The sequence below is a fragment of the Ectobacillus antri genome (assembly GCF_003852715.1).
Classification (GTDB): Bacteria; Bacillota; Bacilli; order Bacillales; family Bacillaceae_G; genus Ectobacillus; species Ectobacillus antri.
Genome location: NZ_RIAV01000028.1, coordinates 1 through 24,292, shown reverse-complemented (window position 1 = coordinate 24,292; position 24,292 = coordinate 1). Strand labels below are relative to the sequence as shown.

The 24,292-nt window shown below is 41.8% G+C and carries 22 protein-coding genes and 12 tRNA genes; 3 read left to right on the top strand and 31 right to left on the bottom strand.

Features of this window, described 5'->3' with window-relative positions; all coding sequences use genetic code 11:
* Nucleotides 1-119: 119 nt before the first annotated feature.
* The 13 genes from EEJ45_RS16525 to EEJ45_RS16465 form a co-directional block, all read right to left on the bottom strand.
* Nucleotides 120-190: transfer RNA gene (locus EEJ45_RS16525), tRNA-Gly, on the bottom strand.
* A gap of 1 nt (nucleotide 191) precedes the next feature.
* A tRNA-Pro gene (locus tag EEJ45_RS16520) sits at nucleotides 192-268 on the bottom strand.
* 5 nt (nucleotides 269-273) lie between these two features.
* Nucleotides 274-347: transfer RNA gene (locus tag EEJ45_RS16515), tRNA-Arg, on the bottom strand.
* 88 nt (nucleotides 348-435) lie between these two features.
* Nucleotides 436-518 (bottom strand) — tRNA-Leu (locus EEJ45_RS16510).
* Between the two features lie 6 nt (nucleotides 519-524).
* A tRNA-Leu gene (locus EEJ45_RS16505) sits at nucleotides 525-608 on the bottom strand.
* 6 nt (nucleotides 609-614) lie between these two features.
* A tRNA-Lys gene (locus tag EEJ45_RS16500) sits at nucleotides 615-687 on the bottom strand.
* A gap of 159 nt (nucleotides 688-846) precedes the next feature.
* Nucleotides 847-921: transfer RNA gene (locus EEJ45_RS16495), tRNA-Gln, on the bottom strand.
* 218 nt (nucleotides 922-1,139) lie between these two features.
* Nucleotides 1,140-1,215 (bottom strand) — tRNA-Asp (locus EEJ45_RS16490).
* A gap of 5 nt (nucleotides 1,216-1,220) precedes the next feature.
* Nucleotides 1,221-1,296 (bottom strand) — tRNA-Val (locus EEJ45_RS16485).
* Between the two features lie 3 nt (nucleotides 1,297-1,299).
* Nucleotides 1,300-1,371: transfer RNA gene (locus EEJ45_RS16480), tRNA-Glu, on the bottom strand.
* 1 nt (nucleotide 1,372) lies between these two features.
* Nucleotides 1,373-1,463: transfer RNA gene (locus EEJ45_RS16475), tRNA-Ser, on the bottom strand.
* A 3-nt stretch (nucleotides 1,464-1,466) separates the two neighbouring features.
* Nucleotides 1,467-1,541 (bottom strand) — tRNA-Asn (locus EEJ45_RS16470).
* A 219-nt stretch (nucleotides 1,542-1,760) separates the two neighbouring features.
* Entirely contained in the window at nucleotides 1,761-2,213 is a 453-nt protein-coding gene (locus tag EEJ45_RS16465) for a SprT family protein (protein WP_124565884.1), read from the bottom strand.
* Nucleotides 2,214-2,296: 83 nt separating this feature from the next.
* Here EEJ45_RS16465 and cmpA point away from each other — a divergent pair, with 83 nt between their 5' ends.
* A complete protein-coding gene (cmpA, locus tag EEJ45_RS16460; protein WP_124565883.1) occupies nucleotides 2,297-2,416 on the top strand; it encodes a cortex morphogenetic protein CmpA in 120 nt (39 codons plus the stop codon).
* A gap of 8 nt (nucleotides 2,417-2,424) precedes the next feature.
* On the opposite strand, the gene EEJ45_RS16455 is transcribed toward cmpA, so the two are convergent.
* From EEJ45_RS16455 to hppD, 15 genes are all read right to left on the bottom strand, one after another.
* Nucleotides 2,425-4,581 carry a Tex family protein gene (locus tag EEJ45_RS16455; protein WP_380017914.1) on the bottom strand — a complete coding sequence of 719 codons (2,157 nt, stop codon included), beginning with the start codon at nucleotides 4,579-4,581 and terminating at the stop codon, nucleotides 2,425-2,427.
* Between the two features lie 54 nt (nucleotides 4,582-4,635).
* A complete protein-coding gene (ndoA, locus tag EEJ45_RS16450; protein WP_124565881.1) occupies nucleotides 4,636-4,986 on the bottom strand; it encodes a type II toxin-antitoxin system endoribonuclease NdoA in 351 nt (116 codons plus the stop codon).
* 5 nt (nucleotides 4,987-4,991) lie between these two features.
* Nucleotides 4,992-5,279, bottom strand: coding sequence for a CopG family ribbon-helix-helix protein (locus EEJ45_RS16445; RefSeq protein WP_124565880.1), 288 nt, complete (start codon nucleotides 5,277-5,279; stop codon nucleotides 4,992-4,994).
* 140 nt (nucleotides 5,280-5,419) lie between these two features.
* On the bottom strand, nucleotides 5,420-6,583 hold the full coding sequence (gene alr, locus EEJ45_RS16440; RefSeq protein ID WP_124565879.1) for an alanine racemase: 1,164 nt from the start codon (nucleotides 6,581-6,583) through the stop codon (nucleotides 5,420-5,422).
* Between the two features lie 338 nt (nucleotides 6,584-6,921).
* Entirely contained in the window at nucleotides 6,922-7,869 is a 948-nt protein-coding gene (locus EEJ45_RS16435) for a LolA family protein (RefSeq protein ID WP_124565885.1), read from the bottom strand.
* A gap of 150 nt (nucleotides 7,870-8,019) precedes the next feature.
* Nucleotides 8,020-8,376 (bottom strand): holo-ACP synthase, encoded by a 357-nt coding sequence (gene acpS / locus EEJ45_RS16430; protein ID WP_124565878.1) that lies wholly within the window; start codon nucleotides 8,374-8,376, stop codon nucleotides 8,020-8,022.
* A gap of 67 nt (nucleotides 8,377-8,443) precedes the next feature.
* Nucleotides 8,444-9,406: a UV DNA damage repair endonuclease UvsE gene (gene uvsE, locus EEJ45_RS16425; RefSeq protein ID WP_124565877.1), complete on the bottom strand. Its 963-nt coding sequence runs from the start codon at nucleotides 9,404-9,406 to the stop codon at nucleotides 8,444-8,446.
* Nucleotides 9,407-9,507: 101 nt separating this feature from the next.
* Nucleotides 9,508-11,010: a degradosome RNA helicase CshA gene (gene cshA / locus EEJ45_RS16420; protein ID WP_124565876.1), complete on the bottom strand. Its 1,503-nt coding sequence runs from the start codon at nucleotides 11,008-11,010 to the stop codon at nucleotides 9,508-9,510.
* Between the two features lie 624 nt (nucleotides 11,011-11,634).
* Nucleotides 11,635-13,002, bottom strand: a complete 1,368-nt coding sequence (locus tag EEJ45_RS16415) for a UDP-N-acetylmuramoyl-tripeptide--D-alanyl-D-alanine ligase (protein WP_124565875.1) — start codon at nucleotides 13,000-13,002, stop codon at nucleotides 11,635-11,637.
* A gap of 58 nt (nucleotides 13,003-13,060) precedes the next feature.
* Nucleotides 13,061-14,134, bottom strand: coding sequence for a D-alanine--D-alanine ligase (locus EEJ45_RS16410; protein ID WP_124565874.1), 1,074 nt, complete (start codon nucleotides 14,132-14,134; stop codon nucleotides 13,061-13,063).
* A gap of 276 nt (nucleotides 14,135-14,410) precedes the next feature.
* Nucleotides 14,411-15,673 (bottom strand): MDR family MFS transporter, encoded by a 1,263-nt coding sequence (locus tag EEJ45_RS16405; protein ID WP_124565873.1) that lies wholly within the window; start codon nucleotides 15,671-15,673, stop codon nucleotides 14,411-14,413.
* A 308-nt stretch (nucleotides 15,674-15,981) separates the two neighbouring features.
* Nucleotides 15,982-17,130 (bottom strand): homogentisate 1,2-dioxygenase, encoded by a 1,149-nt coding sequence (locus EEJ45_RS16400; RefSeq protein ID WP_124565872.1) that lies wholly within the window; start codon nucleotides 17,128-17,130, stop codon nucleotides 15,982-15,984.
* The gene (locus EEJ45_RS16395) at nucleotides 17,108-18,034 is read right to left on the bottom strand and encodes a fumarylacetoacetate hydrolase family protein (RefSeq protein WP_124565871.1); all 927 of its coding nucleotides are present in this window, start codon (nucleotides 18,032-18,034) and stop codon (nucleotides 17,108-17,110) included. Before EEJ45_RS16395 ends, EEJ45_RS16400 begins: the two co-directional genes overlap by 23 nt.
* Complete coding sequence (locus EEJ45_RS16390) at nucleotides 18,031-18,669, bottom strand: flavin reductase family protein (protein ID WP_124565870.1); 639 nt, start codon at nucleotides 18,667-18,669, stop codon at nucleotides 18,031-18,033. The genes EEJ45_RS16395 and EEJ45_RS16390 overlap by 4 nt, the downstream gene beginning before the upstream one ends.
* Nucleotides 18,670-18,677: 8 nt before the next feature.
* Nucleotides 18,678-19,796 (bottom strand): 4-hydroxyphenylpyruvate dioxygenase, encoded by a 1,119-nt coding sequence (gene hppD / locus EEJ45_RS16385; RefSeq protein WP_124565869.1) that lies wholly within the window; start codon nucleotides 19,794-19,796, stop codon nucleotides 18,678-18,680.
* A 364-nt stretch (nucleotides 19,797-20,160) separates the two neighbouring features.
* Between hppD and EEJ45_RS16380 the strand changes: the two genes are divergently transcribed.
* A complete protein-coding gene (locus EEJ45_RS16380) occupies nucleotides 20,161-20,364 on the top strand; it encodes a hypothetical protein (RefSeq protein WP_124565868.1) in 204 nt (67 codons plus the stop codon).
* A gap of 30 nt (nucleotides 20,365-20,394) precedes the next feature.
* Here the strand turns inward: EEJ45_RS16380 and EEJ45_RS16375 are convergent, their stop codons facing one another.
* From EEJ45_RS16375 to EEJ45_RS16370, 3 genes are all read right to left on the bottom strand, one after another.
* Complete coding sequence (locus EEJ45_RS16375) at nucleotides 20,395-20,775, bottom strand: OsmC family protein (protein ID WP_124565867.1); 381 nt, start codon at nucleotides 20,773-20,775, stop codon at nucleotides 20,395-20,397.
* Nucleotides 20,776-20,949, bottom strand: a complete 174-nt coding sequence (locus EEJ45_RS18510) for a hypothetical protein (RefSeq protein WP_164464316.1) — start codon at nucleotides 20,947-20,949, stop codon at nucleotides 20,776-20,778. It abuts the gene before it with no gap.
* Between the two features lie 393 nt (nucleotides 20,950-21,342).
* The gene (locus EEJ45_RS16370) at nucleotides 21,343-22,725 is read right to left on the bottom strand and encodes an MATE family efflux transporter (protein ID WP_124565866.1); all 1,383 of its coding nucleotides are present in this window, start codon (nucleotides 22,723-22,725) and stop codon (nucleotides 21,343-21,345) included.
* 192 nt (nucleotides 22,726-22,917) lie between these two features.
* On the opposite strand from EEJ45_RS16370, the gene EEJ45_RS16365 reads away from it, so the two are divergent.
* On the top strand, nucleotides 22,918-23,763 hold the full coding sequence (locus EEJ45_RS16365) for a Cof-type HAD-IIB family hydrolase (protein ID WP_124565865.1): 846 nt from the start codon (nucleotides 22,918-22,920) through the stop codon (nucleotides 23,761-23,763).
* Nucleotides 23,764-24,292: the final 529 nt, after the last annotated feature.

The following is a 24,292-nucleotide window of genomic DNA, read 5'->3' as shown; positions in this document are numbered from 1 at the left end:
ATGTATTAGGCACGCCGCCAGCGTTCATCCTGAGCCAGGATCAAACTCTCCATAAAAGTGTTTGTCTAGCTAAAATAAATGTTGACGTTTTGTACTTCGTTCAGTTTTCAAAGAACTAAAGCGGGTGATGGGAATCGAACCCACGCTATCAGCTTGGAAGGCTGAAGTTCTACCATTAAACTACACCCGCATGGTCGGGAAGACAGGATTTGAACCTGCGACCCCCTGGTCCCAAACCAGGTGCTCTACCAAGCTGAGCCACTTCCCGTAAAACGCGCCCGAAAGGATTCGAACCCATAACCTTCTGATCCGTAGTCAGATGCTCTATCCAATTGAGCTACGGGCGCACATTATTAAGATTGTCGTTTTTGGCGACTTGATTAATATACCATACATTTCACATAGAATCAAGCCCTTTTTTCAAAAACTTTTAAGTGCGGCCGAGAGGACTTGAACCTCCACGGGATTGCTCCCACTAGGCCCTCAACCTAGCGCGTCTGCCGTTCCGCCACGACCGCATAAAATGGTGCGGATGAAGGGACTCGAACCCCCACGCCGAAGGCGCCAGATCCTAAGTCTGGTGCGTCTGCCAATTCCGCCACATCCGCAAAATGTGAGCCATGAAGGACTCGAACCTTCGACCCTCTGATTAAAAGTCAGATGCTCTACCGACTGAGCTAATGGCTCATAATAATGAAAGCGTTCGTTACAAGTTTATCACTTTGAAAACGACACCCTCATCTCAGAAAGCTAAGTCAAGCAGCGGCTCGATGAGTGCACTGTAGCTATGATGCTACGAAGCGTATTCGATCGTGCTCTACCGACTGAGCTAATGGTTTATAATAATGGCTGGGCTAGCTGGATTCGAACCAACGAATGACGGAGTCAAAGTCCGTTGCCTTACCGCTTGGCGATAGCCCATCGAAAATTTTTTGTGAATATACTTTAAAGCTGCTACTTAAAGCAGTATCACAAGATGACTTTTGTTTGTTTCCGTTTTTGATACTTTGACTAGCTACATGAAAAACAACTATGCATCATCGACAATCTCATTTATATTAGGATAATCCTAAAACAGATAAGAGATAGTATACCACTTTAAACAATAAAAAACAACTGCTTGACGGCAGTAGTTTAAATGGCGGTCCCGACCGGGATCGAACCGGCGATCTCCTGCGTGACAGGCAGGCATGTTAACCGCTACACCACGGGACCTTAAATGGTGGAGGATGACGGGCTCGAACCGCCGACCCTCTGCTTGTAAGGCAGATGCTCTCCCAGCTGAGCTAATCCTCCATATGACCCGTACGGGATTCGAACCCGTGTTACCGCCGTGAAAGGGCGGTGTCTTAACCACTTGACCAACGGGCCATGGCAGAGAAGAAGGGATTCGAACCCTCGCACCGCTATCGCGATCTACTCCCTTAGCAGGGGAGCCCCTTGAGCCACTTGGGTACTTCTCTGTATGGCTCCGCAAGTAGGATTCGAACCTACGACCTATCGGTTAACAGCCGATTGCTCTACCGCTGAGCTATTGCGGAATAATCAATTAGATCTGCAACATCACTTCTTGTAACAGCCGATCGTCCTGACCTCAGGAAGTCGACGCAAGAAGAGGCTCGGTCAGTACACTGATGAATATGCAGTGATGCATATTCGTTCGTGCTCTACCGCTGAGCTATTGCGGAATAAATTTCACTGTCCTTACTAGGTGACACGTTTATAATATACTGAATTTAAGACAGACTGTCAACACTTTTTTATACACTTATAAGCCTACCTTTACATTTCCCACATACATAACGCATTATGTCTACTTTTCGTTTTCTTTGATAACGTAAATGACAAGAGCTACATTCGTATGTGTATAGCTTTTGACTTCTACGCCCAGTCTTGCCGGGAATAACTTTGCAAAAACGAGGCGCCCCTACTTTCTGCATTAAATTCCGAAAGTCAGCATCTCTATGCTTGTATCCCTTCCCCTCTAGATGAAGATGATAATGACATAATTCATGCTTAATAACTGCTATTAACTCCTCTTTTCCAAAAGCTTCGTAATAATGCGGATTTAATTCAATGTTATGTGTTTGCAGCAAATACCTTCCACCTGTCGTTTTTAAGCGGTTATTAAACACGGCTCGGTGCTGAAATGGCTTCTGAAAATAACGAAGCGAAATGTCTTCCGTTACCTTTTGTAGCTGTAATTCATCCAAATCGCATTCATCCTTTCACTCCACATTTGTCCCGTGCATAGACTATTCGTAATTATCGTATACCGACAAAGGAGGGTTTGTCCATGCCAACTTGGATGAGAAAACAGATTCAAAAAGCATATTACGAGAAAAACCGTTATCAAATTAAGCTACTCAATGAGTGCTGGTTTTATTATAAAAGACTAAAAAAAGAGGGCTTTTAATTACCCTCTTAACCAATTGGTACCATAGATAATGCTACTCTTCCTTTTTTCTCATCAACACCTTCTACCCAAACCTGCACAATTTGTCCTACAGACACAACGTCCAGCGGATGCTTTACAAAACGATTGCTGAGCTTGGAGATATGAACGAGGCCATCCTGTTTGACACCGATATCTACAAACGCACCGAAATCAACAACATTTCGTACCGTGCCCTCTAATTCCATACCACGCTTCAAATCTTCCAGCTGCAAAACATCTTTTTTTAGAAGTGGCTTTGGCAATTCATCACGTAAATCGCGCTCCGGACGCATCAAAGCATCTATAATATCTTGCAAGGTTGGTTCACCAATCCCTGTTTTTTCAGCAAGTACTTTTATATCCGTTGCCTCTAGTACTCGCTTTAATGGTTCGGTACCTACATCCACCTTTGTAAAACCAAGCTCCTGTAGGAGATTTTCTACTTCTTTATAGCGCTCTGGATGTATAGCTGTTGCATCTAGTGGATTTTCGCTACCTGGTACTCGTAAAAAGCCAACGCATTGCTCATATGTTTTAGCACCAAGACGCGGAATCTTCTTCAGCTCGGAACGGCTGTAAAATTTACCATTTTCTTCTCGATACTTCACAATATTTTTGGCAACTGTTTTAGAAAGTCCCGCTACATATTGCAATAAAGATGCTGATGCTGTATTTACATTTACACCAACTTGGTTTACTGCCGTTTCTACAACAAACGTCAAAGAATCATTTAATTCTTTTTGCGATACATCATGCTGGTATTGTCCGACACCGACGGACTTCGGGTCAATTTTTACAAGTTCCGCTAGCGGGTCTTGTAAACGCCTTGCAATTGAAATAGCACTGCGCTCCTCTACCTGTAAATCCGGAAATTCCTCACGGGCCAAATCAGAAGCTGAATATACGCTTGCACCGGCCTCATTTACAATAATATAGAAAATGTCTTTCTTTTGCTTTAATATGTCCGCTACAAACTGTTCCGTTTCACGCGACGCCGTACCATTACCGATAGCTACAACCTCAATTGCGTGCTTGTCGAGCATAGATACAAATGTCTCGCGAGCTTCAACTGGCTTTGCCTTTGGCGGATGCGGATAAATAACCGCAATGTCCAACACTTTTCCTGTATCATCTACAACTGCCAATTTACAACCTGTCCGATAAGCAGGATCTACACCTAACACACGCTTTCCCTTCATCGGTGGCTGCAGCAGTAAATTCCTCAGGTTCTCCGAGAAGATATGTATAGCTTGCGCCTCCGCTTTTTCGGTAAGCTCTTTTCGAATTTCACGCTCAATAGAAGGCTGAATCAAACGCTTGTAGCTATCTTCAATCGCTTCTTGTATGTAGGAAGCTGCTATAGTGGGTCTAACAAGTACTTTTTTCTGTAAGTATTGCAGGATTTCTTCTACAGGAGGTACAATCCCTATTCTAAGTACGTCCTCCTTTTCGCCTCTGTTCATAGCTAGAACGCGGTGAGGAGCCGCCTTCTGAATCATTTCGCTATATTCGTAGTACATCTCATATACGTTTTTCTCATCTTTTTCAGCATCTTTTACAGCGGCTACAATACTACCTTTACGAAATGTTACATCACGAATCCATTTACGATATGCTGCATAATCAGAAATGATTTCTGCCATAATATCTTTCGTACCTTGCAATACATCTTCAATGCTCACAACATCTTCTGTAATAAATTTTTGGGCTTCTTGTTTTACATCGCCTTTTGCAGGTAAGCCTAGCATCCATGTAGCCAAAGGTTCTAATCCCTTCTCTTTTGCTACAGTTGCCTTTGTGCGCCTTTTTTCTTTATAGGGACGATATAAATCTTCTACTTCTTGCAGTTTCATAGCTTGTTCAATTTGACGTTGTAGCTCTTCTGTCAACTTTCCTTTTTCTTCAATTAAACGAAGTACTTCTTCTTTTCTATGATGTAGCTGGACTCCGTACTGCCATTTTTCAAGTACAGAACGAATTTGCACCTCATCCATAGAACCCGTAGCTTCTTTGCGATAACGAGCGATGAACGGAAGTGTATTTCCCTCTTCTGTTAATTCCACGATGTTATGTACGTACTTGGGATTAAAATTAAACTCTTGTGCAACCGCTTTGATAAGCTGTTTCTTCACGCTTTCTTCCACAATTATACCTCCCTAACAAAAAAGCCGCTCTTTACGAGCAGCTTTTTCGACATGTTAAAAATCTATAAGTCCTAAACTAATTTGTAAAGCTTCATCCACTCGATGCATCATGCCGTCATCTAAGTGAGTAATTTTATCGGTTAAACGCTGTTTGTCAATGGTACGAATTTGCTCTAACAAAATAACAGAATCCCTTTCAAAGCCATAGCGCTTAGCATCAATCTCCACATGCGTAGGTAATTTAGCCTTTTGAATTTGCGCTGTAATGGCAGCAACAATCACAGTCGGACTAAATCGGTTTCCAATATCATTTTGTATCACGAGCACAGGGCGAACCCCGCCTTGCTCAGAACCAACAACTGGAGAAAGGTCTGCAAAATACACGTCACCGCGTTTTACGATCAAAGGATTTACCCCCCGCTAACTAAGCGTTCTACCGTATGAGCTGCTTCATACTCCGCTAAGAAGGATTCAGAGGCAATATTTAGATTGATCTCTCCCATTTCAATATATCCGCGTCTGATGGAATCATGCTGATACTTCTTTTTCGTTTTGTGCTGTCGCAAAAACATTTTGGCTGCCTCGCAAATCAACTCATTCCGATTACAATTCTCACGTTGTACAATCCCGTCTAATTCAGATATGATTTGCTTCGGCAAGCGAATCACAATCTCTGTTGTTACGCTCGATTCGGACACAAAGATACACCTCCAACATCAACTACAAACACCATTTTATATATAAACATCCAATTTAATCATACCATTGTATCCCTGCCGTTGCAAAGACTTCCTGATTACTTGTTTATCTTTTCCAAGAGCACATGAATCATACATATTTATTGCTTGGTTAATAAATTTTCAATCTCTACAATCTTTCCATTCTGTCTAAATACTCTTGGCACACGAAAGTTTACCATACAAGGAACTTCATAATTAATTGTATCCAAATAGCTAGCCACATCGTCGACACTTACATTTTCTTCTTTTTGTCTACCGATTAAAGTTACTTGTGTTCCGATCGGCATGTCATAAGGGAGACGAATCATCATTTGGTCCATACAAACCCTTCCTACAATTGGCACACGCACACCGTCGACCAACACTTCAAATCCTTGCAGCTTTCGAATCCATCCGTCTGCATACCCAACTGGAACTGTACCAATCCATTCATCCTTCTCAGTAGTGTAAGTAGCACCATAGCTGACGCTTTCGCCAGATTCAATTCTCTTCACATGAACAAGCTTACTATGAAATGAAAATGCTTCTTGTAACGGATAAGGCAGTAGATGACGTATTTCAGGAGACGGCGTTAAACCATACATAGCAATGCCAATGCGCACAGCATTAAATCGACATTCCGGAAAGCGAAGTGCTGCGGCACTATTTGAGCAATGGATCAGACGTGGGTTTATATGATGCTTTGTTAACCAATTTATCTGATTTTCAAAACGTTCTTTCTGCTTGACGAAATAAGATGTGTCTAGTTCATCCGCCGTCGCAAAATGCGTAAATACACCTTCCAAATCAAAATAAGGAGCAGATTGCAAGCTTTGTATACAAGCACTTAATTCTTCTTCTGTACGAATGCCTACTCTACCCATTCCACTATCAAGCTTCAAGTGTAATTGCAATACATCTTCAGAACTCCAAAACTGCTTAGCTTGCTCAATCCAGTCCTGTTGAAACACGGTTAAGGCAATACGATGCGCAGCTGCAAGGTTAACATCTTCAGGTCTGGTCGCACCAAGCACTAAAATAGGAGCGTCAATACCTGCTTCACGTAAAGAAATAGCTTCGTCCAAGAAAGCAACAGCTAACCGTGAAGCACCTGCATCTAGTGCTGCCCTCGCTACAGGGGCATCCCCATGACCGTACGCATTCGCTTTTACCACCGCAATCAATTCAGCATCTGGGATGTATTTGCGCGCGCACTGCACATTGTGGGAAATAGCGTCCAAATCTACTTCTACCCATGTGTCTCGATAAAAAGATCTACTCATAAAAAACACTTCCTTATACGATATGCACTGCTTATTCTGATATATTCTTATTGTTGCGTCTATGTTTGATTATTGTCCTGCCGCTGGCTATTGTCAACATCTAGCAATAAAATGTAAGCTAGTTGTATACCAAAAGATACAAAGCGTCTTAAACAGAAAAGATGATTGAGCAATAAACAACTGCGATGAGAGCCTAAAAGCCTCCTGTAACTGGTAAAATTACACCCCCCCTTACCCTTCACTCTTCTGTTGCTGTTATGTTGGAAAAGCTTGTTATCACTTATACATAGCAGAGCATATCACTAAAAAACGCGACGGATTTCGTCGCGTTTTTGTTATTACTTTTCAGCTTTTTCATAAATAGAGCGAGCAACTGACAAAATTTCATGCTGCTCTAAGCCTTTGGATGCTAATGTATACTCTACTCCTTCGTGCGACCATGTAACACCATTCTCTGTTAATACACCGACTGCAAAGCCCAAATCTACTGGTTCGCCACTTACGCTGATTGGATCACTTGTTGGTGAAGCCTTTGCTTTTTCTTGGATGAGAGTCAATGACTTCTTACTGTCACCATACGTGACAATCACACGCTTACCATTGCTTGTTTGCAGCTCTTTCTCTTCCTTCATCTTCATACCTTCTGGTAATTCAGTTGGATACAGCACTGCAAACGGCTTATTTTCCTTCGCTACGGTTGGTACTTCCATCTGTGCCCCGCTCATGTTTTTCTTCATGTCAAAAGCACCTTTATCAAATTTCGCATCAAATTTCATTTTAGAAAAGGCAACTTCTACAAGTACATTGCTATCACTATCAAGCAATTTGACACTAACAGGCGCCAAGTTTTTCTTATCCAACGTAATTTCTTGTTTTGGAATCATGTTATGATTTTGATAGTTCGTTTTCGTAGAAAATACATAGTTCTTATCTGTACTTTTAAAGGTAGCTTCTTTGTCTTTAATAATATCTCTTACTAAAGACTCGTACAAATACGATTGACTGCTGTTTTGTGGCCAGTCACTTTGGAAACGAAAGCTTTTGTTTAAAGCTGGCGTAAGTACAAATACACCGTCTGTATTACGTAAAATAATTTGACTTTGATCGCGCTTTGCATTTTTTAAGCTCACGCGATAAAAACTTGGTTTGCTATGCCATATATCCACGTCATATTCTTGTACTTCTGTACCCGTTTTAATGGACAATTTTGCTTCCGCTTCGTATCCTTTCATGCTTTTTACTTTTGCATCAAGATCTTTTACGATATCATCCTTGCCCTTTTCCACACAGCCGGTCAAAGCTAACATTGTAAATAGTCCAAATAGCACTGCCAATAACCACTTTTTCAATTCCTCAACCCCTTTTTCCTCATAAGTGAGCGGAAATCTCCCCTGCCGCTACTGAAATATATGAGACAAGGTTTCGGAATATGCAGACTAGCTTGACGAGCTTTCTAAAATCACTTGTGCTACCGCAAAATCACGACTATGACTAATGGATACATGAATGATATGAGAAGAAGGCGCAACACAAACCGGTTTTCCTTTTTCATCATTTAAAATTTCAATGTCTAAAAAGCTAACTTCTTTGCCAATTCCCGTCCCAACAGCCTTTGCATACGCTTCTTTCGCAGCAAACCGACCGGCTACAAATTCTACCTTACGCTGACCACTTAGATGGGCCGCCTTATGTTTCTCTCGTTCTGTTAAAATTCGCTCCAAAAACTTGGGCTGCTCCAGCAATTTTTCAATTCTTGCTAATTCAATAATATCAATACCGGTTCCGACGATCATACGTACACCTCTTTTATCATACTGACTCTATCATATATGATGAGTAAGGCCTACGGCAAAAATCGTATTATTTTAAGTAAAAACTGCTTCCGTTCACAATCTCCACATCTTCTCGTCTCTTAACATCACACATCAGGCGAAACAACGCATCATCCTTTTTCTTCGCTTCTATCATGCAGTCTATCTGCTTCACACTACCCTTGACTTCCTTTAAAAAGGTAAAAAACATATCTGGATCAATATAGTCAGCATGTGCTCGTACATCCTTTTCATCGCGCGGGCTTGAAATATGCATCTTTAAAGGTAATGGAGAGTTTGACCACGTATCTACAACACGAGACCAATGCTCCGCCCAATTTCCTCCTCCATGATTTACCAAGTGATGATGATAGTCAAACACTACTGGAATGGCTAGCTTTTCGCCTAAATATAATGTTTCGTACATCGTAAAAGTTGTATCATCATTCTCCAGCATCAACATATCTTGCAATGCAGTCGGGATTTTCCCCCAATTTTGAATAAATTGCTCGAGTGCACTTTCTTTGTCGCCATAGGCACCGCCTACATGAAGCACACATCTATGTTTTGGATGTATCTTCATCCCCTTAAGAAGACGCCAGTGCATCCGTAACGTTTTTAAGGATTGCTTTAAAATATCTTCCTGTTCTGAGTTTAATACAACAAAGTGATCAGGGTGAAAATCGACCCGCATATCGTACTTTTGTACATATTCACCAATTTCATTCAATTTTTCCCGGAGCGGTGCAATATAGTCCCATTCCGGCAGCTCGTCATGATTGGCGAGGGGAATCAGCTTTGAGCTAAACCGAAAGAAATCGATGTCATGACCATGATTATGCTTTAGCAGTCGTGCGCAGCTTTCTAAATTTGCATTCGCAATCCGCTCTAGCTTTCTAATGGCGGCCTCACGATTTGGAATCCGTTGAAACTGCGAAAATGTCATGGTTTGAGAAGGAGACGCATTTTGTAAATGCACACTCATTGCTACATAGCCAAGTCTGACCAACATACTAGTTCCTCATTTCTGCCAGTTTCTCTTTAGTCTGCCTGAATAAAGACGTGTGCATGCGCAAAAGAAAAAGCAGCCCTATATAGGACTGCTTGTCATCATTAGTTTGTTGCAGATGGCTTGCGGCTACGGCCACGGTTGTCACCGCGGTTTTCGTTACGGCTTTTTTGACCGCTGTACTCTTTACGAGGGCCACCTTTACGGTTACGGTTGCGATCGCGATCACGCTCTCCACCGCGGCTGCGATTGCGGTCGTTTCTACCACGATTGCGATCTCTTACAACAACCGGCGGCTCATCTGTAAGCTTAATAGGCGTGCTATCCGGCTCTTTTGTCATTGCTTTTAACGCTGCTGCTACTAGCTCTACAGACTCATGCTCTTCCAGTAGCTCTTCTGCCATGCGCTTGTAGTAAGACAAGTTTTCGCCTGCTTCAATAATGCTTGATAGCTTTTCAGCAATTAAACGCTGTTGTTTTTCTAAAGCCTCATCCAAAGTTGGTGGCTTCATGCGATCAATTTTACGGTTTGTTGTACGCTCAATATTTTTCAATTGACCAATTTCACGTGGTGTTACGAACAACATCGCCAAACCTGTTTTACCTGCACGACCTGTACGGCCAATACGGTGAACATAAGATTCCGGATCTTGCGGAATATCAAAGTTATATACGTGTGTAACGCCAGAAATATCTAAACCACGCGCTGCCACATCTGTTGCAACAAGAACTTCAATAGAACCTTCTTTGAACTTTCTCAAAACAGAAAGACGCTTCGCTTGTGACAAGTCACCGTGAATACCTTCTGCTGCATAACCGCGGAGGTTTAATGCTTCGGATAACTCGTCAACACGACGCTTTGTACGACCAAAAATAATCGCAAGCTCAGGAGATTGAATATCTAATAGACGAGTTAAGATATCAAACTTTTTCTTCTCTTGCATTTCAATATAGAACTGTTGAATGTTCGGCATTGTTACTTCTTTTGCTTTTACTTTAATGTGCTTTGGTTCTTGCATGAAACGCTCCGCAATGCGACGAATTGGGTCAGGCATTGTAGCGGAGAATAATAATGTTTGATGCTCTTCAGGCACATCCGTTAGAATAGCTTCAATGTCTTCAATAAAGCCCATGTTTAGCATTTCGTCTGCCTCGTCCAGTACAACTGTTTCAACGTTTTGAAGGCGCAATGTTTTACGATTGATATGGTCAAGGATACGACCTGGTGTACCTACAATAATATGCGGGTTTTTCTTTAACGCACGAATTTGACGGTTAATGTCTTGTCCACCGTAGATTGGTAAAATACGCACGCGTTTATGGAAACCAATTTTGTATAATTCCTCAGATACTTGAATCGCAAGCTCACGAGTTGGTGCGATAACGATCCCTTGAATGCTGTCATTCTTTGTGTTTACTTTTTGAATTAAAGGCAAGCCGAACGCAGCTGTTTTACCTGTACCTGTTTGCGCTTGACCGATAATATCATGTCCTTCTAACGCAACAGGGATTGTTTGTGCCTGAATAGGCGTTGCTTCTTCAAACCCCATCTTTTCTACAGAGTTTAGAAGCTGCTCATCTAATCCTAGTTCTCTAAATGTTGTCAATGTTAATGCTCCTTTTCTAATCAAAACTAGCCCTTTGGAATGCATGATTCCTGTACTAACACTTGCGCACTTTCTGTGACTCGTCCTTGCTTGGGCTGAAACAAAGAATTTACCTTCGCAAATTGTCAGTGCAATTTCTTTGCAAAGAAAGCTTTCTTGGCGCTTGACGAGACAATTGACATATCCAACTGTCTAAAATAAAACAGACGCTTTGTATGAAACATGCCGTTTCATGCAAAATCATATATAAAAAACATGTTCATACGATTATGGTGTATTTCCGATGGGGATAGAGAAGTTGTTCGGGTTCCAAGTCCGCCTCATCTGGCGGCACGCGAGAGGCCCCCGTTCACGAAGATGTGTTTCGTAGGAGGTCTCACTGTAGCTATCCACTCAAAAAGGCATTCTCCAAACGGAAAATGCCCTTGCTTGCGCAAAGTCAAACTCTTTCGCTGCAGATCGAAGTATTTGAAAGAGAAATACTGGAAATACGTTCTGTTGTACTTTTATCATTATAAGTTTTATGAAGCGAAAAAGCAAACGCCATCTTTTACTTATTTTATCCTGAAAGCCCTTTTTTCTTACCGAATATGCTTAATATTTTTTGTAAACGCTTCTTTATAATTATAGGTAGTTGAGAACTTCTTCCAACTTTATCCCTCTAGAAGCTTTAAGTAAGACAATATCGTCTCCCGTTAACACTTGCTTTAGTCTTTCTGCGAGCATGCGCTTATCATCATATTGCTTGACACGCTCTTTTCCTATATTTTCTGCAGCTCCCCTAGCAATCTGTGCACCCAATGTACCATAAGTAAAAACAAAATCCGCTGTTTGCAGATCAATCTCCTGGCCTACTTCATAATGAAATTGTTCCTCATAATCACCGAGTTCCAACATATCGCCAAGCACAAGTACTTTTTTACGATAACCACTCAGTTCCTTGCAAAATGCCAAAGCTGCTCGCATAGAAGTCGGACTTGCGTTATATGCATCGTTGATAATAGTCAGTCCATTTTCTTTTTTTGTTACCTCCATGCGCATCCCTGTTAGCTGCAATTTCGCAAGCCCTTGCTGCATACGCTCCCAAGGTACACCGAAAAATGCCGCAACAGCCATACAAGCTAACGCGTTATACACATTATGCTTACCGAGTGCTTTTAAAAAAAACGTCTCATCTGCGCGGTTCATACGAAAAGCAGTGCCGTCTGCTCTCATGTCAATATGAAGTGGGTAATAATCATTTGTAGCACGTTCCCCAAACGTTACGAGCTTGCCATTGATTGTCATGGTACTTACGCGGTTTGTAAGCAATGGCTCATCACCGTTATAAACAAAAATGCCACCCTGCAGTCCTTCTGTAATCTCAAGCTTTGCTTGTGCAATACCGTCGCGAGAGCCAAGCTCCATCAAATGCGATTCGCCGATGTTTGTAATGATAGCTGCATCCGGGCGCGCTAAGTTTGATAAAAAGGAGATTTCTCCAAAGCCAGACATCCCCATCTCTAAAACAGCCATTTCTGTATCTTCTTCTAGGCGAAGAATAGTAAGTGGCATACCAATGTGATTGTTATAGTTTCCTTCTGTTTTTTGTACCTTAAAGGTAGTCGCAAGCAAGCCTGTCAAAATATCTTTGGCGGACGTTTTTCCATTGCTACCCGTAATACCGATTACTTTTACATCTAGCTCGTTTCGATACGACTGTGACAATTTTTGAAGCGCTACAAGTGTGTCATCTACATAAATGACCGGAACGTCAGTCGGTGGGTTTGCTACATCTCTTTGCCAAAGTACAGCGGCAGCACCGTTATTAATAGCACCTGCTGTAAAGGTATGACCGTCAAAACGCTCCCCTTGAATAGGAATATATAAGTTTCCTTGCTCGATACGACGTGAGTCAATGGACACACCTTGAATAAATACCTCATTGTATCTTACTTCTAATCCGTTCCCACCTACCATCTGTTGCACCTGTGCCAATGTTCGTTTTATCATAAAAAACCCTCCTCGTACGCAAGAAGCACTATTCATACGAATAGCGCTTCTTTAGTATTTACATTGTATACTTAATCGTTTGCTTTTCTTCGTGACGCTCAATCGCCAAACGAACTAGCTCTTGAATCAACTCAGGATAAGAAACACCCGCATGCTGCCATAAAAGTGGGAACATACTAAACGGCGTAAAGCCTGGCATTGTGTTTACTTCATTGATATACACTTGCCCTTCTTTTGTAAGGAAAAAGTCGGCACGTGTTAAACCAGCACCGTCCAATGCCTTAAAAGCACGGATTGCATAATCATGAATCATTTCATATTCCGCAGCTGTAATTTCTGCCGGAATGATTAGACCTGTATCGCCGTCCATATATTTTGCTTTATAATCATAAAATTCTTTCTTCGGAACAATTTCACCAACTACTGAGCATCTTGGCTCATCATTGCCAAGCACACCGATTTCAATTTCACGACCGACAATGTTTTCTTCGATGATAATTTTACGATCAAATTGGAATGCTTCTTCAAAGGCCGCTTCTAGTTCTTCACGGTTTTTACATTTGTTAATCCCTACACTGGATCCTAAGTTAGCTGGCTTCACAAAGCAAGGATAGCCTAGTTCTTTTTCAACCTTTTCGTATGCTGCCGTGCGATCCTTTTCCCATTCGCGACGTACAAACCATGTATAGTTCGCTTGCGGAAGGCCTGCTTGTGCAAAAATATTTTTCATAATAACTTTATCCATGCCTGCCGCAGATGCCAATACGCCGTTTCCTACGTATGGAATATTCATTAACTCTAGCATACCTTGTACAGTTCCATCTTCCCCGTTCGGTCCGTGCAACAAAGGAAATACCACATCAATCGTTTCTTCCGCAGCTTCAGCAGGTACCATTTCTTTGCTTAAAACAAGTGGCGAAACTGCATCAGCCTTCATTTGCAGTGCTGCTACATTTTCTACTGGCCCCTCTAAACGCTCTCCTTTAATCCATTGACCTTGTTCTGTAATATAAATAGGATATACATCGAATTTTGTACGGTCTAACGCTTTATTTACCGCGAGTGCCGTTTGCAAGGAAACTTGGTGCTCCGCAGATTTACCACCATATAATAAACCTAACTTAATTTTCATATGAAAACCACCTTACTGATTTTTTCATCGTTCTCATTGTAGCACCTTTTACGAAAATATGCAGGCGCTCTTTTTACCAATCCAGCAGATTGAATCCCCATTATATAGAGATAGAAAACTTACGCACCCCGCGCAAGAATATCTTTCTCTATACATATTGTTTTACTACGTACAGGCATTTCTTGGGCATCCACTGTAATCCCGCGCCGCCCCCTATAAAATAACCGTTTGTTTCAAGTATATGTAATAAGCCCGTATTAGGTTACGGGCCTACTGTCAAAGTGATATACCACTTTGCTTTTCTTCTTTCTTTTCTGTCATACGATCCAATGAGATATATACGATACCCGCCACTAAGCACCCGATTCCCAGCAAGCTGAATAACACATGACCGAGTAATTGATCGAGCAAAAAACCACCTAGCAATGGTCCAAGCGCGCCGCCGCATATCCATTGCAGACTTGCCGCTCCCATATACGTACCGCGTAATTCTTCAGGTGCCAAATTTGCCACAAATGTCATTTGTACAGGTGACATTACCATTTCACCAAGCGTGTAAACGGCATAAACAAGGAACATCACACTCATAACAAGCCAAGCTTCACTTTCTTGTGCACCAAACCATTTTGGTAGCCATCCGATTGCAAGCAAACCGACTCCGAATAGTACTGCACCGTACAGCATCATGCGCCCTACTGGTTTATCAGACGCCCATTTAGAAATGGGAAACTGAAACAATACAACCATCGTTCCGTTCAGAGCTAGTAAATATGGAAATGGATTATTTGTTCCAAAAATATGCTTCATTTCATTATCAAAATGCAGCGGTAGCATCCCCTCGGTTTGCGAAAACCCCATGGAAATGACAATACCTGCTAGCAGATAAATCATAAGAGCGCGATCGGCAAGTATTACTTTCCAAGCCCCTTTTTCATTGTTTTCCTTCTTCTCTTCCGTTTGTGTCGGCATCGTCTCGCGAATAAACACTGCCACAAGTACTGCATAAAACAATAAGCTAGCAGCAGCCGTAATAAAGATAACATCCTTAGAAAGTACGACAATCGAAGCGCCCAAAATTGGACCAATTGCTGCCCCGATATTATGTCCCATTCGCAACAGTCCGTACGCTTCTGTACGTTTTTCCGGTTCGGTCACGTCCGCCACCATAGCCGATGCAGCCGGGTGAAACAAGGAATTACACAGTCCCATCAATACGGAAAGCACTGCGTACATCATAAAACTATCAAAAAATAAGAATCCGAGCATCACAATTCCATTGCTCACCATAGAGAAAATCATAATCGGCTTCCGGCCGTACAAGTCAGCGATACGTCCACCAATGATAGAACCTATACTTGCTGCAATCGGTGATAGTGCCATTACAACACCAACCTGCACCAAAGAGTCTACTTTATCTTTTAAATATAATGCAAAAAACGGCATAAGCATCATAAATGCGATGCCATTCAACGTTTCACCCAAAAACCGAATCCACACATTGCGGTCCATTGCTTTTAACTCTAAAAAAGTTTTCTTCATGTTGTACTCCTATTAAAGATTAAATTTGTATAGCTAAAATACCCATACCATTTTAGCATAATTTTCAGATATTTCCACCTAAACAAAATATAGAAATATCTACCTACTGGAATTGGGCAACCTGCCAAAACGTTGTCATTTCTTAATCTAACTCAAAAAGGGCTGACCCAAAAGCTCCTATCTGAGGTAACATGAAAAAATAGAACACCAGTGAAAACCCAGTAAAATCAAGGGTTTCAGAGGTGATCTATTTCACATACTTCGGTTAAATTTTATCAAAAAGGGGCTTTTGAGCCAGCCCCTTCCTCTCATATCCAGCTATACATGTAATTCTCGTCTTCAATATCCTTGGCATGTGACAGCACCTGCAATGGACGGAATGTATCAATCATAACCGCAAGCTCAATGGTTTCCTTCTTTCCAATGCTCGCTTCCGTTTTGCCTGGATGCGGTCCGTGCGGAATTCCGCTTGGATGCAAGGTAATGGATTCTTCCTCTACCCCTTTACGGCTCATAAAGTTGCCTTTCACATAATACAATACTTCATCGCTGTTGACATTGCTGTGATAATACGGTGCTGGAATGGCTTCAGGATGATAGTCATATAAACGAGGCACAAATGAGCAAATGACAAAATTATGGCCTTCAAACGTTTGATGTACAGGAGGCGGCTGGTGAATACGCCCTGTAATTGGCTCGAAGTCTTCAATATTGAATACCCATGGATACAAATAACCATCCCAACCGACAACATCTAGAGGATGATGTCCGAGCACATGACGATGCAGAATCCCGCGTGATTTTGTAAGCACAATAAACGCACCAGATTCATTATGGGTTTCAAGCTGCTCTGGACCGCGGATGTCGCGCTCACAAAACGGACTGTGTTCTAGCAATTGTCCGTATTCGTTCCGATAGCGTCGTGGCGTTGTAATTTGACTGTTTGCCTCAACCACCAAAAACTTGGATTCCCCAGCATCCGGGATTACGCGATAAATCGTTCCAATCGGGATAATTACATAATCACCGCTTCGGTACGTGATGGTGCCGAACATTGTTTCAATTTTTCCGCTTCCGTGATGCACAAACAGCATCTCATCTCCGTCTCCATTACGATAAAAATACTCCATACTGTCTGTGGGGTTGACAACACCAATTAGCAAATCGGCATTCCCCAGCAAAAAGTGTCTTCCGTTCACGGCATCTCCTGTTTCTCTATATACTTTCGTTCTAAAGTGACGATGCGCCAGTGCACCATTTTCTTCATATTGCATCTCACAAGAACGCTCCACGCGCGTTTCTATCACCGCAGTCGGCATATGCTCGTGATATAAAATGGATTGCGTTCCGGAAAATCCTTTTGTTCCCATTACTTGCTCTCGATAAAGGGAGCCGTCCTCTTTACGAAATTGAACATGCCTTTTATGAGGCAGCTTACCCATTTGACGATAGTACATCCTTTCCCCCCTTTTTCACTGTATTACGAAGTACGCCAAGGCCCGTGACTTCAAGCTCAACCACATCTCCTGGTTGCAGCCATCTCTCTGTTCCGTGCTCTAATATACATCCTGTTCCCACTGTACCGGACCCGATGACATCTCCAGGATACAGAGTCACATCTGCAGAAGCACGGGCAATCATTTCCATAAATGTATAATGAATATCTTGGAAATTACCTCGTGATAACTCTTCACCGTTCACACGTGCCGTCATGGTTAGGTTATAACGATCTCCCTGTCTATATCTCTCTAGCTCATCCTTTGTGACGATATAAGGTCCTAAAGATGTCGCAAAATCCTTCCCCTTGGCAGGTCCAAGTCCGACTTGTACCTCCTGCATCTGTAAATCACGAGCACTCCAATCATTTAAGATGCAATAACCAAAGATATAGTCATCTGCTTCTGCTACCGTTATATCTCGTCCCTGTTTGCCAATAATGCACGCAATCTCCAGCTCGTAATCCAGCTTTTTAGAATGCAACGGTCTCACAACTTCATCTTCCGGTCCAAGTACGGCCCGATGATTTGTAAAATAAAAGACAGGTACATCATACCACTCAGATACAACCGATAACCCGCGGCGTCCTCGCGCTGTTTTTACATGCTCCTCAAATGCATAAAAGTCACGAATGCTTCCCGGATTCGGCAGAGGCGCACAAAGCGTAACCTCTGATACGTGATATGTAGGTGAAACGGGAAGCTCTGCGATTACTTGCATATACTCATTGGCATGCGCTAAAAAATCCAGCATTTGAGAAGGAAGCCGACCAGAGCCGGCTATTTCCATATCAACTACACGATCTTCATGTAACCAACCGGCTCGCATCTCTCCGGACGGATTTATAAACGTCACAAACTTCATAAGGTTTCCCCAGCCTTTTGCGGGATTGTTTTCCTCTCCAGCACAAACGTATCAGCGAGTGCTTTTGTATACATTTGACCGGCGAGGCGACCGATTGGCTGCAGCAATTCCGTAATAATCTTGCCGTCTTTATACAATTCATCACGAACGTGCACAAGAACCACTTTCCCAATTACCAAACTTCCCGCGCCTGCATGCTCTCCAAAATGCAAAATTCGCTCCACAACACATTCTAAATGCACATCGCTTTCTTTTACACGCGGGACTTGTATCTTTTGTGAAGGTTCTTTTGTGAGCCCGACGGTTTCAAACTCATCCACATCAGATCCATATTCAATCGCCGTATCATTCATCTGCTGCGCGAGCTTTTCGCCAACAATATTAATGACAAATTCTTGTGTATCCTCAATATTGCGCAGTGTGTCCTTTTTCCCGCCATCACTACCTCGTACCATCGGCGCAAAGCAAACCAGCATTGGGTCTGCACAAATGCCAGTAAAGAAGCTGAACGGTGCAAGGTTAGCCTCGCCAGCTCTGCTTACTGTTGATACAAATGCAATCGGTCGGGGCAACACAGAACCAATTAACAGCTTATAGGCATCCTGCCATGCTAACGTATTCGGTTCAATATTCATAGGGCACCTTACAGATTTCCGCGGCGCTCTTGCTCGCGCTCAATTGCTTCAAATAATGCTTTAAAGTTTCCTTCCCCAAATCCTCTAGAGCCTTTGCGCTGGATAATTTCGATAAATAGCGTTGGACGGTCTACGATCGGCTTCGTGAAGATTTGCAGCAAATAGCCTTCGTCATCACGATCCACTAATACTTTCAGCTCTTTTAATTTATCAATCTCTTCATCTATCTTTCCAACACGCTCTGTTAACTCTTCATAATAAGAATCCGGTGTTTCTAAGAATTCAACTCCGTTTGCACGCAAAGCAGACACTGTCTTAATAATGTCATTTGTTAAAAGAGCCAAATGCTGTACACCTGCACCGTTATAGAACTCTAGGTATTCTTGAATTTGCGATTTACGTTTTCCTTCAGCAGGCTCATTAATTGGAAACTTAATACGGCTTCCGTTTGTCATAACTTTAGACATAAGTGCCGAATACTCTGTGCTAATATCATCATCATCAAAGTGAATCATTTGTTTAAAGCCCATAACATTCTCATAATAGCTAACCCATTCCTCCATGTTTTCTACATTACCAACAACATGGTCTACACCAATTAACCCTGTTTCTTCAAATGGGATAGATAACTCAATTGGTTGATATCCAGGCATGAACACACCTTTATAGTCTTTACGCTCAATTAATGTATGAACTGTATCACCATACGTAGCAATTACCGCTTTTTTAATTGTGCCGTTTTCATCTGTTAACGCTACAGGTGGCTCAATTGCTATGGCACCGCGCTCTACAGCTTCTGTATAGGCTTTATCTAAATCATCTACAAGAAGAGCTACGTCTTTTACGCCATCTCCGTGTTTTTTTACGAACTCAGCAATTTTATGATTTTCGCCAAGAGACCCTGATAAGACAAGACGCATATTACGCTGCTGTAGGACATACGAAACACGCTCACGATTTCCTGTCTCAAGTCCAGAATATGCTACTGGTTTAAATCCAAATGCAGTTGTGAAATAATGACACGCTTGCTTTGCATTACCTACATACATTTCTAAATAATCAACATCACGTACCGGGAAAAAATCTTCTACTTGTTTACTTACAGCTTCGATAGATTGTTTTTTCATGCTTCCATCCCCCTAGTATTGTATGTTTTCTAGTATCTGCACCCAATCAGAAAGCGCTTACAAATATAGTTTAGAGTTTTCAAAAAAAAGGCACACAGATACAAATTATACATTTCTACAAATTTCTCTCAATTCCTTCTTAAGCATAGAAATAATTTAAGTAGAATTCTTATTAATCGAGGAGAATATTCCACTTCAACAAAACAAGAAAGGAAAATTTACACAAATACAAGCTATATATACTCACTCCCGTAAATAATCTTCCTTTTTCTATGTTGGTTTGTAGAATATTTCTTTATATCGCTTTTTTTAAATGTTAAAATTTAAAAGGAACATATACTGAAGCGGATACGAGGAGGGTATCATGAAGTATCAAATCTACACTAAAAATGGGACAATGATTACACAATTTGAAAGTGACTGGGTATTTAAAGAACACGAGCAGATTTTCATGCAGTTTGAGTATGAGAAGCGTAACTTTCATATTATCCGCATCACACACGACCTATACAGTTCGACAGAGCATATCGTTCGTTTATATTGCCAAGAAAAGAAAGTGTATGAGTAAACAGCGGAGCTCTTATAGGCTCCGCTTTTTCTACTTCACGATTTGAAACGTCTCTACAATTTCAATACTATCTTTTACAGATTGGACCATTGAACAGTTTTTTGTTGTCAGCTCCATGACTTTATGCATTTGTTCTTCACTGATATCAGCTTTAATTGTAAAATGTACTGCAATTTTCGTAATGCGATTGGCTTCTTTCTCATTGCGCTCTATATGAGCTTCCATTGTGATATCTTCATACGAAATGCGCTTCTTGTCCAAGATTGTACGCATAACGCCGCCGCTACAAACAGCGATAGAAGCTGCCATGAGCTGATACGGGCGAAATCCGTATTCACTGTTTCCCGCAACCTGCAATGTACCGTATTCTGTTTCTGTTTCAAATCCGACATCTCTCATTCGAAAAATCATTTAATTCGACGCTCCATTCATTTGTTGGTCTACTTGCTCTGTTTTTTGTTGACTTTCCTTCTCAAGCTTTTTATACAGCTCATCACTGTACGTGTCAAACTTATCGCTCGTATTAAGTAAAATTTGTAAATTGTAATTTTCTTTGAAATATGGATTCTTATCGACTTCCTTCATAGAGCCTACATTCATACTCTGGCTTTAAGTGGATTTTCTCTTCATTGGATAAACCGTGCACGTTAAGGTCTTGTAAATCCTTCACTAACTCATCCACGGTTGCTTGCTTTTGAAGTTCTCTAGCAGAGATTATCCTATATTTACTAAAATATCCTCAATCGTCCTTGGAATTTTTGCTTCTTCTTTCTGCACAGCGTATACTGGCTTACCGCAGCCCATAACCGCAAGTGATGCAATAGCTATTACCATAATACCTTTTCCTCATTTTCTCATACGACCTATCACTTTTCTTTATCTGTATCATATATTTTGATTGCCATCAAACCAAAAATATAGATTTTTAGATGTATAAAAAAGCAAGGCTTGAAACACACCTTGCTTGTTCTCTATGCATTAGCCTCGTACCATTTTCACTTCTTTCCAATTTCCAAACAAGTAGTACAAGACATTGCCTACTACAGCTATCACAAAGCTAATTGGGAAGCTCCACCAAAGCGCATCGAGCCCGTAGGCTTTACCAAGATAATATGCGAGCGGCGTACGTATAACCCAAAGAACGATGAATGTAATAAGCAAAGGTACCATAACAGCACCTGTTGAACGAACGACACCGCCAACTACAAACATAATGCCAAATAGAATAAATGACCACAACGTTACATTATTTATCTGAATCCCGATATCAACCGCTTGCCCTGTCGCTGGTAAAAACAGCAGTAGTGCCTCGCGATTAAAGATATGGATGATACCTACAATAGCTCCTGTTAGAATTACATTGAACATAACACCAATCCACGTAATCCGGTGCACTCGATCCCACAGACCGGCACCAATGTTTTGTGCAGCCATAGACGTAACAGCACCACCAATAGCCATGGCCGGCATTTGGACATAATTTGATAGCTGTGAAGCAGCACCAAATGCAGCCGCAGCCTCAGATCCGTATGTATTAATAATATTAAACAGACCGAGTACACTTGAAGAAACCACCATCATCTGCAGCCCCATTGGAATTCCTTTTTGAATGAGCGACTTTAAAATCACCCAATCCGCACGAAGCAGATGCAGTTCTGACCTCTTGATGCGTAGAAAATATTCTTTTTTATACAAGTAAATTAGTAGCGCAGCCAAACTAATGAACTGGGCAATAAACGTAGCAAACGCAGAGCCCGCAATGTCCATTTTTGGGAAAGGACCCCATCCAAATATGAGAACCGGGTTTAAAACAATATCCAGAACAACCGATACAATTAAAAAATAAAATGGTGTTTTAGAGTCGCCAGATCCTCGTAAAATGGTCATCACATAGTTGTAAATAAACATAAACGGCACACCAGCAAAGATAATTTTTGTATAGGTAACCGCAAGCGGCTTCACATCAGCAGGTGTGTTCATTAGATCTAAAATAAATGAAGAAAAAACAAAACCGAATGCCCCGACGATAATAGACAACAACGCGAAGAACAACGCACTCGTTCCTACCACTTGTTTCGCACCGGGTACGTCACCAGCTCCAACCCTTTGGCCCACTAAAATCGTCGCTGCCATCCCAATTCCAAAAATAGAGCTTAACAGGAAAAATAAAATAATATGTGCGTTGGATGTAGCTGCCAACGCTTGTTCTCCTAGAAACTTACCAACCCAAATAGAGTTGATGGAGCCGTTTAATGACTGCAACACGTTTCCCATCAAGATTGGTAAAGAAAAGAAAAACAACGTTTTTGCAATAGGACCCTCTGTTAAATTTGGTCTCACTTTTCCTTTTGTTTGTTCCATATGTCATCCCCTCTCTTCCGTATAGCTATAACCTCCCTCAAACAGTTGTATTGCAATACCTACATCATCTTCGAAATGAAGTCTATATGCAACTAATACGCCGCAGAAAACGGATACATACACCATTTGGAGATAAACTGTTTGAGAGAAATGCACATTCATGTATGATAGGTACTAAGGAGTGTGATATACGTGAAGTTAATCGCAATTGATATGGATGGAACGCTATTATCCGAAAAACTGGAGATTTCTGCTGAGAACTTAGCCGCGATACAAGAAGTGGAGGCTGCTGGCCACATTGTCATGATTTGTTCGGGCCGTGCAAAAAGCGATATTTTACAATTTACAAAGCGATATCATTTACAATGCCCGATTGGCGCGAGCAACGGAGCCGTTGTATATGTGGACGATAAAGTATTACATGCCGCCTATATCCCGAGACAAACGGTTACAGACATTTCTGATCTATTACAAAGCAATGATGTTCCTTATAAGCTGTATACAAGTAAAGGTATTTTTGTGCCGCGCGATTGGAAGGAAAAAGTAATGCGCGCTTTTGAGAACGGCGACTCTCATCATCACTTTACATTAACGGAAATTGAACGCATTACAGAGCATCAATTACAATCAAACATCGTTCAGTTTTATGATGATATAAATGAATTGCTGCAGGGGGATATTGAAGTTGAGAAGTTCTTTATTTTAACGCTGCATAGCACCCAGCGCGAACAACTTCTTAATCACATGAAAAAGCCGGGTCTTATGGTTACCGCCTCTGCACCAACTAACTTAGAGATCATGCATGAAAATGGTCATAAAGGTAATGGCCTGCGCGTTATGGCACAGCATTATAACATTCCGCTAGAAAACACAATTGCGATGGGCGATAATTTTAATGATGTCCCTATGCTAGAAGCGGCTGGCTTTTCTATCGCGATGGGCAACGCGGAAGACAAGGTGAAAGAGATTTGCGATGCAGTCACTCTATCAAATAACGAGAGCGGCGTCGCTCACGCACTGCGCACATACGTATTATAATCTTCTATGAAATAGTAGAGAGGTCGAGACAAAAGGTTTTGTCTCGACCTCTTTACTATGAAGATTGCAATTGAAGTGTTCACCTTACATGTTACAATTGAGAATAATTTCAACACAAACACCTAATCTCTCATGGTCCGGGAGGCTCTCTTGCGGGGCACCTAACCTTTCTTTTCTTCACGCAGGTGGTCCACAACGCTCTCTTGCGGGACACCTAACTCCTCTTTTCTTCTCTCTGGTGGTCCACAAGCCTCTCTTGCGGGACACCTAACTCCTCTTTTCTTCTCTCTGGTGGTCCACAAGCCTCTCTTGCGGGACACCTAACCTCTCTTTTCTTCTCTCTGGTGGTCCACAAGCCTCTCTTGCGGGATACCTAACTCCTCTTTTCTTCTCTCTGGTGGTCCACAACGCTCTCTTGCGGGACACCTAACTCCTCTTTTCTTCTCTCTGGTGGTCCACAACGCTCTCTTGCGGGGCACCTAACCTTTCTTTTCTTCGCACAGGTGGTCCACAAGCCTCTCTTGCGGGG